Origin of the sequence: Streptosporangium sp. NPDC050284, assembly GCF_044459525.1 — a bacterium.
In the GTDB taxonomy this organism is placed as follows: domain Bacteria; phylum Actinomycetota; class Actinomycetes; order Streptosporangiales; family Streptosporangiaceae; genus Streptosporangium.
Genome location: NZ_JBITIZ010000023.1, coordinates 47,265 through 63,045, shown reverse-complemented (window position 1 = coordinate 63,045; position 15,781 = coordinate 47,265). Strand labels below are relative to the sequence as shown.

Sequence of the window (15,781 nt, the reverse complement as noted above, 5' to 3'; positions counted from 1 at the left end):
AGCGGCCCGCGCAGGGTGTTCGGCACATGGGCGGGACCGGGCCGCGGCAGCGCGAGGCCGGCGCCGATGTCCCGGCGACTCGACAGGACGTGGGCAAGTGGTGCTCCATCGACCAGTCGATCCACGGCCTGGGTCACCACCACTGGCGGTGCCGAGCACATCATTGGACACAACCTCCAAGGCATGGCAGCTCATAGAGGTGGACCGGCATGCTCAGCCGGTCCACCTCCCGCCCATGCTCGGGCGGTGTTGCGCTGGAAGGTGCTTCGTGGTGAGCCCGCCGCAGGGACTCCTTGCCGCATACATTTATTTTAGTTCATACTGAAATAACTGAAGTGTGGAGAGGTGGGATGACTTGAGTGACGAAGAGTCGTTGCTGGAGTGGGTGGAGCGCGTCGCCATGTACCTGGCGCGTGACGGCGTGCCGCCGATCGCCGGGCGGGTGCTGGGCTGGCTGATGATCTGCGATCCGCCCGAGCAGTCGGCCGGGCAGATCAGCGAGGCGATCGGTGCCAGTCGCGCGTCGCTGACGTCCAACCTACGGCTGCTGACGAGCATGGGCTTTTTGACCTGGCGGACACGGCCGGGGGATCGGACCGTTTACTACCGGATGGCCGAGGACGCCTGGGCGGTCGTGGTGCAGCGGCAGATCGCCTCGATCACCTCTTTCCTGGAAATCACCCGTGACGGCGTGGAACTGGCCGGTCCGGACGACGAGCGGGCCGCGCGAGTCCGCCAGGCGCACGCCGCCTTCGCTTGGATGGCCAAGATCTTCGACAACGCCCCATCCCTGAACACCGGAACCGAGCAGGAGAAGTCGTGACCAGACAGGCCATCGTGGTGGGCGGCGGCATCGGTGGCCTGGCCGCCGCCGTCGCGCTGCATCGAATCGGCTGGCGGGCCGTCGTCCTGGAGCGGGCCGCCGAGGTGCGTGAGATCGGCGCGGGCATGTCCCAGGCGCCGAACGCGATGCGCGCGCTGGATGCGCTCGGTGTGGGCGAGCAGGCCCGATCGGCCGGGGTGCCCACCTACTCCGCCGCCAACCTGCGCCTGCCGGACGGCCGCTACCTGCAGCAGGCCCGTCCCGGCGACCCGACGCCATTGACCGCCTTCCACCGTGCCGACCTTCATCGCGTGCTGCTGGAGGCGGTGCCCGCGGGCTGGGTGCGCACCGGCACGGAGGTCACCGGCATCCGGCAAACCGAGCGGCAGGTGACGGTGACCTGGAGCGGCGGGGAGGCCAGTGCCGATCTACTGATCGGCGCGGACGGCATCCGCAGTACGGTGCGCCGGCTGTTGTGGCCGGAGGCGCCGGCACCGCGTTTTCTGGGGCGTACCGCCTGGCTGGGCATCGCCAACGCCGCCGCCGACGGACTGCCCGGCAGCATCACCATGGGCTCCGGCGGTTACTTCCTCATCCACCCGATCAGCCGAGGCCGCGCCTACTGGGCCTACGTCACTGCCGCCGAACACCCTGAGATCCGCTACGCCGAGGAAAAGACCGAGGTCGCCCGCCGGGTCACCACCTGGCATCAGCCGATTCCGGCGTTGATCGCAGCGACCCCGGACGATGCGGTGATCCACATCGACATCTGCGACCTGGACCCGTTGCCGGCCTACGTCCGCGACCGGGTGGCGTTGCTCGGCGACGCCGCGCACGCCATGAGCCCCGACCGCGGCCAAGGCGCCGGCCAGTCCCTGGAGGACGCGGTCGTGCTCGCCGCGGCCCTGACCGGTGAACCGACGGTCGCGGCCGCGCTGCGCAGCTACGACACTGAACGCCGCCCGCACACTCAGGCCACCGCGCGGGGCGCCCGCGCCGACGGGCGCCGCACCACCTCCCCCGCCCTGCACCGGGGCCTGACGACCATGATCCGGCTGACGCCCGCCTCGCTCTGGCGCCGAGGCATCGCCGCTGAGGGCAACGCCACCTGGCGCTGGAGGCCGCCGCACCTGCCGTCCTCGGCCACGCAGCACTGAGCCACGCCCGCTACCGGGGCGCCAGGGCGCAGACAGTCACCAGCATCGCGCTTGTCAGGGACCGGCGGGTCGCAGCAACAGGTGACTGGTTAGCCGCTGACATCGCCGGGCACCTTCCGCCCGGAGACGGTGCGAGCGCGGGCAGGCAGGCGTGTCAGGTGCCCGAGGTCTTGCCGAAGCTGCCGAACGCGTGGATGCGTCGCTACCGTGGGCGCGAGATCGAGGCCGTCACCGGCTGCGTCAAGCAGGTGACGCAGCCGGTGATGATCACCCCAGGAGCTGGCAGCAGCCCAAAGACAGAGCGAACCGTCAGCCCTCCTGCAGGTCACGTCGCTGGAAGGCGGTGATCCCGGCGACCAGGAGCGCAGCGGTGACCACGCCGAGACCCAACAGCGGACCGGCGTCCACGGGCTGGCTCAGCGTCTGCGGGACGTGGGCGAAGGGAGACAGGTTCATGACCCAGTCGTCCAGCTGAAGCAGTTCGCCGAGCTGGGCGAGCAGGGCGAAGGCCAGCAAGGCCGCCCACGCCAGCGCGGTCAGCCGGGGCAGCAGCCCGAACAACAGCATCGCGATCGCGGCCAGGGTCCAGGCAGCGGGCGCCTGCACCAGCGCCGCACCCAGCATGCGCGCGGCCTGAGCGGCCGGTTCGCCGATCCGCAGGCCGTGCGCGAGCCCGGCCGCCAACCCTCCCACCGACAGGATCAGGGCACTGCCGCCCAGGGCGACGCCCAGGTGGCTGAGGCTCCATCGGCGGCGGGTCACGGCCGCGGCCAGGACCGGTCCAGCCCGCAGCGCCGACTCCTCATCGCGCAGCCGCAGCGTCGCCTGGACCGCGTAACCGCCGGCGACCAGGCCCAGCACGCTCAGCTCGGCGGTCAGGAACGCGTCGGTCAGCGCGTCGGTGCCGCCGAGCTGCGCCAGGAGGGCGGCCAGTTGCGGGTTGTCGCCGACGATGTCACCCATGCTGTGGGCCAGGGCGCCGAACAGCATGCCCGCGACCGCGAAGCCGATCGCCCAGCCGAGCAGGCCACCGCGCTGCAACCGCCACGCCAATGCCAAGGGGCCGGCGAGATACGGGCGGGCCTCCGGCAGGCCCGGGCGCGACGGCAGAAGTCCGGCGCCGAGATCGCGCCGCCTGGCCAGCAGCGCCGCCGCGGCCATCAGCGCCAGGGCGGTGACGGCGAGCAGCGCGACCACCCACCAGCGCTCGCCGGCGAAGGCCCGCACCCGCTGCGCCCACCCCAGCGGGGACGACCAGGCAAGCGCTTCCACCTTCGCGGCGTCACCGAGCGCCCGCAGCAGGAACGCCACCCCGAGCACCGCGCAGGCCAGGGCATTGGCGGTGCGCGCATGCGTGGTGAGCTGGGCGGCGACGATTGCGACGCCGGTGAACACCCAGCCTGTCCCGCCCACCGCCGCGCCGAAGGCCAGCGCACCTGCGACGGGCAGCCCTTGGCCGGCCAGGCCCACCGTGATGAGCAGGGCGATGAGCACGTTCGCGGCGGTGGCCACGAGCACCGCCGCGCCCGGGACCGCCTGGCGGCCCACCGCGCAGGAGCCGACCAGCTCGGCGCGGCCGGTCTCCTCCTCGGCGCGGGTGTGCCGGGTCACCACGAGGATGCTCATCAAGGCGGCCAGCACCGCGGCGATGGTGGTGGCCCGCCACGCGGTCAGCCCGCCGATCGAGGTGGCGTCGAAGACCGGTCCGGTGAGCGCCTGCAGGGCGGGGGCCGCGCCGATGGTGACGCCCAGCGCGATGCGCTGGCCGGCCTGCGGATACAACTCGGCGATGGCCGAGGCGCTGACGGTGACGAGGCCGGCGATCACGACGATCCAGACGGGCACCAGGACGCGGTCCCGGCGCAGCGCCAGCCACACCAGCGTCAGCGTGCCGGTCATGCCATTCATGCTGCGGCCCGGTAGTGGCGCAGGAAGAGCTCCTCCAGGGTGGCCGGCCGGCAGGTCAGTGCGCGCACGCCGGCGTCGGTGAGCAGGCGCAGCACCGCCTGGAGATGTTCGCCGTCGACCTGGAAGCGGACCTGGAACCGGACCGGGGAGCCGCTGACGGCCAGGCCGTGCACGCCCGCCAGATCGTTCAGGCCGTCGGGGACATGGTCGAGTTCGGCGTCGATGGTGGCACGGGTGAGGTGGCGCAGCCCGGCCAGGGTGCCGGTCTCCACCGTCCGCCCGTCGCGGATGATGGTGACCTGGTCGCAGAGCGCCTCGACCTCCGACAGGCTGTGGCTCGACAGCAGCACCGTCCGGCCGCGGGCGCGTTCCTCGCCGACGACCTCGCGGAAGGTGGCCTCCATCAGCGGATCCAGACCGGAGGTCGGCTCATCCAGCAGCAGCAGCTCGACTTCGGAGGCCAGCGCGGCGATCAGGGCCACCTTCTGGCGGTTGCCTTTCGAGTAGGCGCGGCCCTTCTTGGCAGGGTCGAGGTCGAAGCGTTCCAGCAGCGCCGCCTTGCGCCGCCGGTCGAGGCCTCCGCGCAGCCGGCCGAGCAGGTCGATGGCCTCGCCGCCCGACAGAGTGGGCCACAGCACGACGTCGCCGGGCACGTAGGCCAGCCGCCGGTGCAACTCGACGGCGTCGTGCCACGGGTGGCCGCCGAGCAGTTCGGCGTGGCCGGCGTCGGCGCGTAGCAGGCCGAGCAGGATGCGCAGGGTGGTGGTCTTGCCCGAGCCGTTCGGGCCGAGGAAGCCGTGGACCTCGCCGGTCTGTACGGTGAGGTCCAGCCCGTTCAGGGCGCGGGCCTTGCCGAAGTGTTTGGTCAGGCCACTGACGACAAAGGCAGGGTTGTTCGCCACGGGGCGCCTCCATGAACCGGTCCGCTATGACATTGCCGACCAGACTTCCCGGCGCTCCGATGACGACAGTAACAGCGCCGCCGGTTGTCCACCAGATGGCGGCGACCTCACCTTTCGTCCTCTGGGTTTCGACCCCCGTTGTCACGCCGCCCGGAGGTCTCCACAACGCATATCCGCCGGCTGCAAGCCGACAACCCGCAACTCCGCGACGCATCCACCCGAGCACCTGGCGAGCGCCGCGCCGACGAGATCCTGAGACGGATCGCAACTCGCGACACGCCGGAGCGCCTTTTCGCCGAACGTGCCGGACCTTGCCGACAGGCCAACTCCATGATCGTCGTCGACGACACTGTCCACACTGCATCACCTCAGGTCAGAAGCAGGATCAAACCCGGGTTCCAGATAAGGCTCCGGCATGATGCGCATCGGCCCTGGCCAGGCAGAATCGGCCGGATTGGGGTCAGCCGGTCTGCTGGTGCCAACGGTCCAGCAGGGCGGGCAACTCGCCGAGCAGGAAGTCGTAGAAGGCGTGCATCTGCGCCAGGCGCTGATGGGCGAGATCGCCTTCATCGGTGGCGGCGATTGCGGCGGCCGCAGCCTGCAGCATGGCCTGGATGACGGTGTTCTGACTGGTGAACAGGATGGCCCAAGCATCATCGCGGAGCCGGTAGTGCTCGCGGCGGCTACCGGGTGAGGGCAGGCGTTCGATCAGGCCGACCGTCAGCAGGGATTTGATCGCACCGGAGACCGAGCCCGCGCTGGCCTCCAGCCGCTCGGCGATCTCGCCGGCGGTGACGCTGTCCTGGTCGGTGAACAGGAAGAACGCAAGGGTGCGCGCGGCCATGCGCTGGAGCCCGCCCTCGGTCAGGGTCAGGGCCAGCCGTTCCGCCGCTTGCCATTGCTCATGCCGGTCGTTCACACGCTCTCCTCCTTGGGAGAAATAGGATACCGAACACACTGACTGTTCGGAAATTTCTGAAAAGTGGCTATAGTTCTCGTATCGGCCTCTCGCGAGAGGTTCGATGGTGTGCCGGGAAGCCTGGTCGGCGATGCGACAGCTCATCTACGTCACCAGGAAAGTGACCGGCCATGACCCTGCTCGGCCGCCTGTACGGGGTGCGCCCCGCTCTCCGGCACCGGGTGCGCGTGCGGCGCAACGTGGAGATTCCGGCCGCCGATGGCGTGCGGCTGCTGGCCACGCACTACTACCCGACGGGCCGGCGCCGACCGCCGCTGGTGCTGCTGCGCAGCCCGTACGGCCGTGGCAGCGCCCTGGACCGGCTCCCGGCCCTGCTGGCCGAGCGCGGCTACCAGGTGCTGTACCAGAGCCTGCGCGGCACGGCCGGATCCGGTGGCCGCTTCGACGGCTTCGTCATCGACCCGGCCGACGACGACGGCACGCTGAGCTGGCTGCGCGCCCACCCACGCTTCGGCCGCAATCTCGGCACCGGGCAACCCCTCGCGATCGGGCGGGACCTGCGCGTGTCCGACCACGAGATCTTCCACGACCGCCGGCACCCCTCAGCCCTCTGGCTGCCCCTCATTCCAGGAGCATCATGAAACTGCTTGTTCTCGGCGGTACCCATCACGTCGGCCGCGCCGTCGTGGAGACCGCACTGCAGCGCGGCGACGAGGTGAGCACCCTCAATCGCGGCCTCAGCCGCGACCCAGCACCCGGTGTGCGGGCGCTGCTGGCCGACCGTACCGACCCCGAGGCCGTACGGCTGGCGCTGGGCCACGAGGAGTGGGACGCGGTCATCGACACCTGGGCCTGGGCGCCGCGGGTGGCGCGCGACACCGCCCGCCTGCTGGCCGGCCGGACAGGGCATTACGGCTACGTCTCCAGCCGCGGCGTGCACCGCTGGCCCTGGCCCGCGCACGCCGACGAGCACGCACTCCTGGTCGACGGCGACCCCGCCGGCACCGACGATGCCGACTACGCCGCCGCCAAGCGCGGCGGCGAACTCGCCGTCCTGGAATCCTTCCCCGAGGCGGCGCTGCTGGCCAGAGCCGGGATGATCCTCGGCCCGTACGAGGACGTCGGCCGCATCCCGTGGTGGCTGCGCCGCCTGGAGAAAGGCGGGCGCGTCCTGGCTCCCGCTCCCGCTCAGACGCCGCTGCAGTACCTCGACGTCCGGGATCTGGCCGCCTGGATGCTTCAGGCCGCCGAACGCGGCCTGGCGGGCGCCTTCACCACGACCGGCCCGCCCGGCGCGATCACCGTCGGCGACCTGCTCACCACGGCGCTGCAGGTCACCGGCTTCGACACCGAACTGGTGTGGGCGCCGCCGGAACTGCTCGGCCGGTATGGGCTGCCGCTCGGCATGGAACTCGGGCTCCGCATGCCCGACGGCAGCGCGCCGAGCGGCATGCACGACGCCGACGTCAGCGCCGCCCTGGCCGAAGGCCTCACCACCCGCCCGCTGCGCGACACCCTCGCCGACACCTGGGCCTGGCTGCAGGCCGAAGGCGACCCGGCCCCCCGCGCCGACGCGCCCTCCCCCGACACCTGGCTCAACGCCGCCGCCGAGCAGCGGCTGCTCAACCACCTCTCACGTTAAGGAAGACACGACCTTCATGCGCGCCATCATCATCGGAGCCGGCATCGCCGGCCTGGCCACCGCCCTGCGCCTGCACCAGATCGGCTGGGACACCCTCATCGTCGAACGCGTCCCGACGCGGCGCGGCGGCGGCTACGCGGTCACCTTCGGCGGCATCGGCTACGACGCCGCCGAACGCATGGGCATCCTGCCCGACCTGCTCAACAAGGGCTTCATCACCGGCGAACTCGTCTACCACAAGCCGAACGGCGAACGCCGCTTCGCCCTCGACCGTGCCACCATCGTCGCCACCACTGGCCCCCGCTCGATCACCATCCTGCGCGGCGACCTGGAAGCCGTCTTGTACGAGAAGGTCGAGGGCCACGCCGAAATCCGCTTCGGCACCGCCCTGACCGCCGTCGACCAGGACAGCCGCGCCGTCCGCGTCACCTTGACCGACGGCAGTATCGAGAAGGGTGATCTGCTGATCGGCGCCGACGGCCTGCACTCGGCCACCCGCGCCCTGCTGTTCGGCCCGGAAGAGGACTTCCTGCTCGACCTGGAACACAAGGTCGCCGTCTACATGCTCGACAAACGCCCCGCCACCATCGCCACCGGAGCCACCGGCACCCTGTCCTCGCGCGGCCGCACCGCCGCCTTCATCAGCGTCCCCGACGGCCGCAACGTCGCCTTCTTCGGCTACCGCACCAGCCACGCCCGCCCCGGCGAAGACGCTGCCACCGAACTGCAACGCGTCTACGGCGACCTCGGCTGGGTCATCCCCGAAGCCCTGGCCGGACTCAAACGGGCCGATTCGGTCTACTTCGACACCATCAGCCAGGTCGTCGCACCGTCCTGGAGTAAAGGCCGGGTGGTCCTGTTGGGCGACGCCGCCTGGTGCGTCACCCTGTTCGCCGGATACGGCTCCGCGCTGGCCGTCGGCGGCGCCGACCGCCTCGGCACCGAACTGGCCGCCCACCCCGGCGACGTGCCCGCCGCGCTGGCCGCATGGGAGGCCGCCATCCGACCCGAAGCCGAACGCAAGCAGAAACTCGGCCGCCGCGTCAAAGGCGTCTACGCCCCCACCAGCCCGCTGCTGCTGTGGCTGACCCAGCTGCCACTACGCCTGACCACGCTCCCGCCGGTGCGCCGCTACATCACCCGCCGCTTCATCAAAGGCTGAGCCGCCCGGCGGCCTGGCTGAGCGGGCAGCCAGGCCGCCGGGCGCTCAGCACCCCACCGTCGCGCAGCGTCGCCAGATGGGTGGAGGCGGCTGACCGTGCCGGCGCCATCCGCTCGGTGACCTCGCCCACCGTCAGCTCGATCCCGCCTGCGAACAGCATGAGGATCTGCTGACGGGTGTCGCTGGCCATCGCTTCGAGGAAGCCGCGGGGGCGCCGAGATCCGCACCGGCGCCCGCGTCATAGCCGTCGAAGCCGACGCCCACGCCGATGCTCACCGCGGCGCCCGGCGCGGAGGTGGCTTCGCCGTGCACCTCGCCGACGGCAGTATGCTGAACGCACCCGTCGTGATCGCTGCCAATTGATAGTGCGCAGGTGGGAGCGGTACCTCACTCTCAAGTTCGGTGACCCCAGACAATGGGTTGCTGGGAATGTGCCCCTCGGATGATCGGGACGGCGGCGGAACCGGCCGATCGCCGCGTGAGGTGGGCGAGCCGTCGCCACTGGTCGAGTGGGAGGGCGGCTGGATTCGCCGGTAGCGCCTGGAGGCACCTGGTGAAACAGGTGTCAGGGGTGTGGCTGGATCGGGAAGCGGCCGCGGCGCCAGTACCAGTGGCGGCCGGCCTTCAGGTGGTCGACGACCGCGCACTGGAGCGCGGTGCGGCGCGGCAGCCGATCGAGCGGTGTGGACAGGTCGCGGAACACGAACCGCCGCACCTCCACGTCGGCGTCCAGCCCTTCCGGCTCCTCGTACGGCTCCAGCTCGAACCTCCGCTGGAACCGGACGATGTTGGAGTCCTCCGGCAGGTATTCCAGCAGTTGCGGGTCGAGCAGCCACGAACCGCAGGCGAACTCCGTGTAGGGCTCGTCGGGAAAGTGGCGTGGGAAGAACGCGCGGGCCTCGTCGAGCGACGCCGCGACCGCCTCGGGGGTCATCGGCCCCGACTCGGGGATGTGCAGGTCGAGGGTGGCGCCGCCGCGGTGATACTGCAACCGGCCCAGCTCGTAGATGCTGCCGCGCGCGTGCAGGGTGAGCCAGCTCTGCATGACGGGCCAGCCCTCGCCGCGCATCCGCCGGTCGACCGCGAGGTTGCGGCCCAGGTCGGCGAGGCTCGCCCATGACACGGCGTCGGCGACGCCGTGGTCGCGGTGGTATCCCGTGGTGACGTCGACCAGGGCGAGGTACGCGTACGCGTAGAGATGCCGCCAGGCGGGGCCGCGTTCGCGCGGCAGCTCCGGGCCGGGCGACAACCAGCCGTGGCCGCCGAGATCGGCGCGGACCAGGGCGATCGAGCGGTCGAGCAGCCAGCGCAGCTCCGGAGTCCACAGTGGGGAGCCGGGGTCGGGCCAGCCCTCCATGATCTCGGCGGCGTCGTCCGGCCGCACCGCGAGCCGATCGAGGATCGCGGGCGCGTCGGCCTTGGCGGGCAGAGGAGCCGATGGCCCGTCGCCGGCGAGCCGGTGCACGCGGTCGACGTCCTCGACGGGCACCCCGAGCGGGGCGGCGATGGCGTCCAGATCCACGCGGATGATCCTACCCGCCGATGCCACGGGGCGGCGGATTGCTCCGCATGAGGTGGTTTGTTCTGCCTCCGACGAGCAGCTCTCCGAACTGGCCGTTTCAAAAACCGTCGACCGGGCCGCCGCCCTGCCCGGCGACACGCTCGCCTACCGGTGAGGGCGGACAACGTCGGCACGGGCGCCGCCATCTCGATCGCGCTGACCGACCCCCTGCCCGACGGCACCACGGTGACCAGGACGCCCCCGTACCTCGACGCGGCCAGGTCGGCGACCGAGACCTTCGATCACCGCGTTCCGTACGACGTCGCCGACGAGATCGTCCTGACCAACACGGTGGCGGTGACCGCGAAGGACGCCGGCGGCGACCCCGAGGTGAGCACGGCGAACAACACCGCGAGGGCCACGACCACCGTGCACGCCCCCAGGCTCACCCTGACCAGGAGCGCGTCGCGGACCCGCCGTGAGGCCATGACGATCGACCTGGCGGTGGCCAACTCCGGCAGCGCCGCCGCCACCGGCGTGACCCTCATCGACACCCTCCCGGCCGAGGTCCACTACTTCACCAAAGACAGGGGCCCGGCTCCGTGCCTTTCACGAGCCGGCCTGACAGGCCCGGCGGAAAGTCCTGCTCGCCGGCACTCTCAAAAGAGTGCCGGCGACCGGCGTCACGTCGAGGGTTCTCACCTCGACGTTTGCGGGGATCACCATCTGGCTCGCCCGAACGCCGGCTGACCCCATCTGAAGATCTCTGGTCAGCCTCCGATTTTCCATCTTGTGCCGTAACAGATCGGCGGACCGTATGTATAAGACTTTCCTGTCTTCGTGCTGGTCGCCACGAGAACGTCGGTCGCCTCAGGCTGATGGCACATGGAGTCCGGCAGACTGATGCCGACGTCCTCTCCCGGAGCGAGGACGGCGAAGGACCCCTTGTTGAGCTTTCCCTTCACCGTGACGGTTTCTTGTGTGGCGTTAATGATGATGAATTGTTCTTCATCACGAGGCGTACTGCAGGCGCTGAGGAGGAGCGCGGTGACCGTCGTCAGTCCTATGAGACGAAAACCGGTCAGAGTAGCCGTCGTGAACGACGTTGAATTCCGGATGCCCATGGCGGCCTCCTTGAGGGACTTCGCCATCAGGCACGATAGCGGGTCGGCTTCGTCTGCTGGTCATGGGGTCGAGGAGTCAGCGAGCAGCCGGTGCCGGGAATCAGACGGTCGTCGTCCCGGTGGGCGGGGCAGGTTCGCCGCCCGGAAGGCCCTGCTCCCAACGCCGGACTGCCGCCCTTGATGTGGGTGAAGGGCGTGACGGGCACATCGAGAGGGAAACGAGAACGGGAGGCCGCCATGCTCGCCGGCGCATCTCGCGCGTTCACGACGGCCTCCCGGTGTCACGGTTTTTTCTGGTCAGAGTGTATGACCACGATTTCTATTGGACGGTGGCACAGGTCGGGTTGGATTTGTTTCCCTCACCGCTGAGGTTTTCCGCGGCGACCTGGAAGCAGTAGTACTGTCCTCCCGGCAGGGGGTACATGGGAGCGCTGCGCTGGTCGGCTCCCCACGGACCGAGCCTTACGGGAGTTTGGGACCCGGTCCAGTAATAGATGTAGTAGTACACGGCACTGCTGGGGAAGGTGACCCCGTTCCAAGCCACGTTGAGCTTGTAGGGGCCCGCTGGGGTGGCGGTGACGCCGGTCGGAGCAGCCGGCTTGGCCAGTTTGATCACACCGCTGGTGGTGTTCGACTTGGCGGCGGCCAGTTCGGGATGACTGCCGCTGGCGTATGGAACGACGTACCATTCAAATTGGTGTCCATGGTTGGTGGCGCCATCGAGCGGTGCCAGATCGGCGTTGGGTTTCGTCGTCCAGATATCGAACTTTTTCCAGCTCTGGCCTGCGGTGGCGTCGCGCTGATAGATCCAGTACCAGACGCCCATGCCGACATCGTCCCAGTTCAGTTTGGCGTTGGCCAATGGCTGGACGGCAGCGGTCAAGCCGCTGCCCTGCAGGTCCTGGATCCGCGGACAGCCGGCGTTGCTCTTCTGCGGCTCGACGGTGTTGTCGTACCAGGAATTGTCCGGGCCCGCCGCCGCGGCGGCCAGGGTCTTGGCGGCCTCCTGCGTGCTGGTTCGTGGAATCTTGCCATCCGGGGGCGGAGCGGGGGCGTTGGGCGGACGCCCGGTGTCGGTGAAGGCGGGCGGGTGGATACCGCGGCCCCCGGTGGAGTCGGCAGGCGCCGGTCCGGGTTCGGCGGTCGCCGATGCTGCGGCTTTGAAGGAGGTCGGGGAGAAGAAGGCGGTGACAGGAACGTCGATGAACTTGGGCCGGTAGGTGTCGGCGTTATAGTCCGTCAACGGCCGGCAGCCGATGTTCACCGCGTTGGTGTTGACGTTGTACGAGATGACGATCTTGCTCGGATCCGACGACAGACCCTCATGGACGCGTGCCTCGTACACCATAGAGAAGTTGGGGCTGACATGGCGCTCCGGGGGGTCGTACAGCTTGATCCGGTTGTTGGTGAATCCCCACGGGGTCGTGGATGGATTGGCGACGATCTGCCCCGGAGTGACATGCGGATCGGCATGGTGAACCAACCAGAACCGGTTGTTGAGGTCGATGACGCTGAATCCCGCCTCTGCCAGCACCCCCAGAGGCCGAGAGGCGGAACACGAGGTACCCCACTGGGGATTTCCCGAGCTGTCGGTTCCGGTGAAATAACGCCAGAGGGATTGATCGGTCAGGTCCAACGTGGTCGGGACACGTGCGAGGAAGATTCGCTTGCCCAGTGCCGTTTTGGATTCGTGGCCATAGATATAGGTGTAACCGCCCTGCTCCACCAAGGCCGTCCCCCAGATGATCGGATCGGGGGCGGAGACGAAGCAGTCGGCCAGCGCGGTCGGGGTTTTCTTTATGACGGTGTTGTTGTCCAGCTCGCTGTTCGGGAAGATCACGTACGCGCCACGGGTGTCCACGCCACCCAAGCCTCTGTAATAGAACTTCACGACTCTGTCGCCGTTGACCTTGGCGTCGCCGGTCCAGTACTGCGAGCCGTTTCCGACCGGGGTGTGAGCGTAGCGGGACCAGAAGTCGACTGACTGATCGGTTTCCTTACACGTGTTCCCCCCGGTGATCGTGCGCAGAGCGGAGCCGTTCTGGATGACGATCGAGTTACGCAGGAAGCTGGTCTCGAATCCCCCCGGCCGCTTGCTGGGGTGGTTGAGGAAGGTGTCGGAGAAGAACCAGGCCCGCTTGCCCGACGGCAACCGCACGGACTGGGTGGCATCGCCTCCGCTCCAGTCCGCGCATCCGGCGCTGTCCCCGTAGTTCTTGAACATGTTGGTCAGGGTGGAATTGACCTGCACGCCTGTCTCGGTGGCCATTGAGGCCGACCACGTAACCTGCTGCGCGGCGGTTCCGCTCTGCGCGGCGCCGCTGGCGGCATAGGTGTCAACCCGTGGCATGATCAGAGTGGCGATCTCCGTGGAGGAGATGGACAGCGACGCCGATCCACCGGCATCGGTCCGGACCCAGCGCGACGGTGACATCGTCGGCACTCCCGAACTTTTCGGCCAGACGACCAGCAACGGCCGAACATCCCCGTACGGAATGTTGTCCTGGACGTTGACCCGAACCGTGACCCGACCCGATCCGCTCGTGGGCGGCGTCAGTTCCACATATGACGTACCACCCGGATAGATGAGCACCAGGCCGTTGGTCGACCCGCCCCAGCTCAAGGACCTCTCGGCTGACCGTTTGGGCCTCTCGGCTAAGCTTCCTGGGAGAAAATTGCGCCAGGTGGTGGAAGTGTCCGGGTCGGCGTAGCCGTCGGCCGCGCCCAGAAATCCGCTCAAGTTCGTGGTCTTGTTGGTTAGGCGATAATTGGCCACGGCGAAGCCCTGCAGTTCCGTTTTCAGGTTGCGGCCGTAGCCGTTCAGCACCTGTTCGATGGCCTCAAGCGGAAGTTTGCCGCTCATCGCCTGCCACGTTTGTCGGACGAAGTCGAAAGTGGTCCGTTCGGTCAGGTAGTTCGCCAGGATGAACGCTCCGTACTGCCGCTTGGGTGAGGTGCTCCATACCTCCTGCGCCGTGTTCAGAGCCTCGGTCGGCTCGCCCAGGAACAGTGGTAGCGACGAGGCGTAGGCGCCATTGCCCGGCCCGGAGGGGTTGAGCTTCTTGTACAGCTCGTGAGTGGCCCACTCGGCGGTTGCCTCCATCCACCAGTTGATCGAGGTCAGATTGGCGCCCAGTTCCAGGTTGGACAGATGATGGTATTGCACTGCGTGGAACATCTCGTGGTACGGGAGATAGGTGTATTTCCAATCTCGCCGCGTCGAGGAGCCGGAGCTGGGATCACCGGGGTCAGGGGGCAACAAGATGACTGGACCGTTGGATGACGGGCCTCCGGTCGGGATGGTGACGCCCGGATGGTTGGGGTTGAAGCCGAAGAAATCGAATCCGACGTAGGTGACCACGCTCTGTCCGGTCAACTCGTACCCCCAGGCGCGGTACTGTTCCCAGGCCTTGGTGAGGTTGGTGGTCATGGTTTCCACCGCGTCGGGGACGCCGTTGGTGTTGGTATCCATGGCCTGAACGCCGTCGGGGCCGCCGATGCCGTCGATGTTGTAGTAGACGTCGAAACGGGTCGTGGTGGTCACGGTGTGTCGACAGTAGAAAGTGTTGTCCAGGAAGGTATGGCCCGCGCCGCATTCCGTCCATGGCGCGGCCGCCGAAGTGGAAGGAAGGGTGGGCGCGGATCGGGCCGGGGCCGGATCGGGTTGTTTGAACACCTCGGCCAGCCAGGACTTGGTCTCCGGCGAGGCCTGCCGATCGGCCAGGGACAGTGCGTAGTGAAGTGCCAGACCCGCCTCGTGCGGCACGCCCTCCTTGGAACGATACTTCGCCGGCACGTTGTCCGGGCCGGCCAGACGCTCGACCGAATGGCGCACGTACTCGTCGATGCCGATCTCGCCGCGATTCCACGCCCGTGACAGCGGATCCTCGTCGCCGAAGTCGGGTTTCTGCGCCGCGAGTTTCTTGTGTAGCTCGCTTTCCGGTCGCTCGACCGGCTGATATGGCTTGGGCTGGTCTTCGGGGGGTTTCGGCTGTGGGGACGCGGCCGATGGAATGGGGGTCGGCGACGACTCCGCAGCTGTTTCGGATAGTGCGGACAGCTGCAAAGGACCCGCGAGGAGACCGGTGATCGCCAAGGTCATGACCCATACCCGGGAGCGGCTTCTGGTAATGCGCAAAAACTCTCCAACCATCAGAAGGGAACCGCGAATCATTGATCGTCCACGTGATGGATCTTGCAAAAGCGCTTGCATGCTTGGACGGCCGCCGAATCCGCCGCGTCGATAGGAAAGTATTGATAGCGCCATCATGAATGCACGGCAGCCTGTCGGATCGATGGCCCGGTGCCGAGGATGCAGAAAAGTCATACCGAGGCGTTTCTGGGCGGTATGAAAGTGGCGACCGAATCGGACACTGGACTTTCGAAACGTCAGGGAATCGACATCGCCGGTCGCGACCGCCATGGCCGTGACGCGAATAAGAAAGTCATGGTCGCGGACGGTGCGTGTTCGTCGACATTATCGGATTGTTGTTGGCGATGACGGTGCGCCCGTTGATTCGATCGACATTCCGTCGCCGACGGTAACGTCGTCGATTTGACAAGGTGATTGTTAGGGGGCTGGCAAGCTCTCGCGGGGCCTATTCTCCCCGCGAACTTTCCGGCCCCTCCTCTCGTGACGATAC

At 68.4% G+C, this 15,781-nt stretch carries 13 protein-coding genes; 6 read left to right on the top strand and 7 right to left on the bottom strand.

Annotated features, from left to right (window positions below):
• Positions 1-355 precede the first annotated feature (355 nt).
• Both ACIBH4_RS35645 and ACIBH4_RS35640 read left to right on the top strand, forming a co-directional pair.
• Positions 356-823 (top strand): transcriptional regulator, encoded by a 468-nt coding sequence (locus ACIBH4_RS35645; RefSeq protein ID WP_362506111.1) that lies wholly within the window; start codon positions 356-358, stop codon positions 821-823.
• Positions 820-1,980, top strand: coding sequence for an FAD-dependent monooxygenase (locus ACIBH4_RS35640; protein WP_362506114.1), 1,161 nt, complete (start codon positions 820-822; stop codon positions 1,978-1,980). The genes ACIBH4_RS35645 and ACIBH4_RS35640 overlap by 4 nt, the downstream gene beginning before the upstream one ends.
• A 309-nt stretch (positions 1,981-2,289) precedes the next feature.
• Here ACIBH4_RS35640 and ACIBH4_RS35635 read toward each other — a convergent pair whose 3' ends face one another.
• From ACIBH4_RS35635 to ACIBH4_RS35625, 3 genes are all read right to left on the bottom strand, one after another.
• The gene (locus tag ACIBH4_RS35635; protein WP_362506117.1) at positions 2,290-3,879 is read right to left on the bottom strand and encodes an ABC transporter permease; all 1,590 of its coding nucleotides are present in this window, start codon (positions 3,877-3,879) and stop codon (positions 2,290-2,292) included.
• A 5-nt stretch (positions 3,880-3,884) separates the two neighbouring features.
• Positions 3,885-4,790: an ABC transporter ATP-binding protein gene (locus ACIBH4_RS35630; RefSeq protein WP_362506120.1), complete on the bottom strand. Its 906-nt coding sequence runs from the start codon at positions 4,788-4,790 to the stop codon at positions 3,885-3,887.
• 460 nt (positions 4,791-5,250) lie between these two features.
• A complete protein-coding gene (locus tag ACIBH4_RS35625; protein WP_362506123.1) occupies positions 5,251-5,709 on the bottom strand; it encodes a helix-turn-helix domain-containing protein in 459 nt (152 codons plus the stop codon).
• A gap of 170 nt (positions 5,710-5,879) precedes the next feature.
• On the opposite strand from ACIBH4_RS35625, the gene ACIBH4_RS35620 reads away from it, so the two are divergent.
• The 3 genes from ACIBH4_RS35620 to ACIBH4_RS35610 are packed head-to-tail and all read left to right on the top strand — an operon-like array spanning position 5,880 to position 8,513.
• Complete coding sequence (locus ACIBH4_RS35620) at positions 5,880-6,350, top strand: CocE/NonD family hydrolase (RefSeq protein WP_362506126.1); 471 nt, start codon at positions 5,880-5,882, stop codon at positions 6,348-6,350.
• Positions 6,347-7,351, top strand: a complete 1,005-nt coding sequence (locus tag ACIBH4_RS35615; RefSeq protein WP_362506129.1) for a reductase — start codon at positions 6,347-6,349, stop codon at positions 7,349-7,351. Before ACIBH4_RS35620 ends, ACIBH4_RS35615 begins: the two co-directional genes overlap by 4 nt.
• Before the next feature lie 16 nt (positions 7,352-7,367).
• Positions 7,368-8,513 (top strand): FAD-dependent monooxygenase, encoded by a 1,146-nt coding sequence (locus ACIBH4_RS35610; RefSeq protein WP_362506132.1) that lies wholly within the window; start codon positions 7,368-7,370, stop codon positions 8,511-8,513.
• On the opposite strand, the gene ACIBH4_RS35605 is transcribed toward ACIBH4_RS35610, so the two are convergent.
• Both ACIBH4_RS35605 and ACIBH4_RS35600 read right to left on the bottom strand, forming a co-directional pair.
• Positions 8,503-8,703 (bottom strand): ArsR family transcriptional regulator, encoded by a 201-nt coding sequence (locus tag ACIBH4_RS35605; RefSeq protein ID WP_362506135.1) that lies wholly within the window; start codon positions 8,701-8,703, stop codon positions 8,503-8,505. The two genes, ACIBH4_RS35610 and ACIBH4_RS35605, sit on opposite strands and share 11 nt — an antisense overlap.
• Positions 8,704-9,078: 375 nt before the next feature.
• On the bottom strand, positions 9,079-10,035 hold the full coding sequence (locus ACIBH4_RS35600; protein WP_362506136.1) for an acyltransferase domain-containing protein: 957 nt from the start codon (positions 10,033-10,035) through the stop codon (positions 9,079-9,081).
• Positions 10,036-10,185: 150 nt separating this feature from the next.
• On the opposite strand from ACIBH4_RS35600, the gene ACIBH4_RS35595 reads away from it, so the two are divergent.
• A complete protein-coding gene (locus ACIBH4_RS35595; protein WP_362506139.1) occupies positions 10,186-10,764 on the top strand; it encodes a hypothetical protein in 579 nt (192 codons plus the stop codon).
• Positions 10,765-10,784: 20 nt separating this feature from the next.
• Here the strand turns inward: ACIBH4_RS35595 and ACIBH4_RS35590 are convergent, their stop codons facing one another.
• Both ACIBH4_RS35590 and ACIBH4_RS35585 read right to left on the bottom strand, forming a co-directional pair.
• On the bottom strand, positions 10,785-11,165 hold the full coding sequence (locus ACIBH4_RS35590) for a hypothetical protein (RefSeq protein WP_362768015.1): 381 nt from the start codon (positions 11,163-11,165) through the stop codon (positions 10,785-10,787).
• Positions 11,166-11,457: 292 nt separating this feature from the next.
• Positions 11,458-15,240: a hypothetical protein gene (locus ACIBH4_RS35585; protein ID WP_362506145.1), complete on the bottom strand. Its 3,783-nt coding sequence runs from the start codon at positions 15,238-15,240 to the stop codon at positions 11,458-11,460.
• Positions 15,241-15,781: the final 541 nt, after the last annotated feature.

Bases quoted from the DNA above. Each gene is read 5' to 3' on its own strand.
- ACIBH4_RS35635 (WP_362506117.1), bottom strand. From the start codon at position 3,879: ATGACCGGCACGCTGACGCTGGTGTGGCTGGCGCTGCGCCGGGACCGC.
- ACIBH4_RS35620 (WP_362506126.1), top strand. From the start codon at position 5,880: ATGACCCTGCTCGGCCGCCTGTACGGGGTGCGCCCCGCTCTCCGGCAC.
- ACIBH4_RS35615 (WP_362506129.1), top strand. From the start codon at position 6,347: ATGAAACTGCTTGTTCTCGGCGGTACCCATCACGTCGGCCGCGCCGTC.
- ACIBH4_RS35610 (WP_362506132.1), top strand. From the start codon at position 7,368: ATGCGCGCCATCATCATCGGAGCCGGCATCGCCGGCCTGGCCACCGCC.
- ACIBH4_RS35605 (WP_362506135.1), bottom strand. From the start codon at position 8,703: ATGGCCAGCGACACCCGTCAGCAGATCCTCATGCTGTTCGCAGGCGGG.
- ACIBH4_RS35590 (WP_362768015.1), bottom strand. From the start codon at position 11,165: ATGGCGAAGTCCCTCAAGGAGGCCGCCATGGGCATCCGGAATTCAACG.
- ACIBH4_RS35585 (WP_362506145.1), bottom strand. From the start codon at position 15,240: ATGACCTTGGCGATCACCGGTCTCCTCGCGGGTCCTTTGCAGCTGTCC.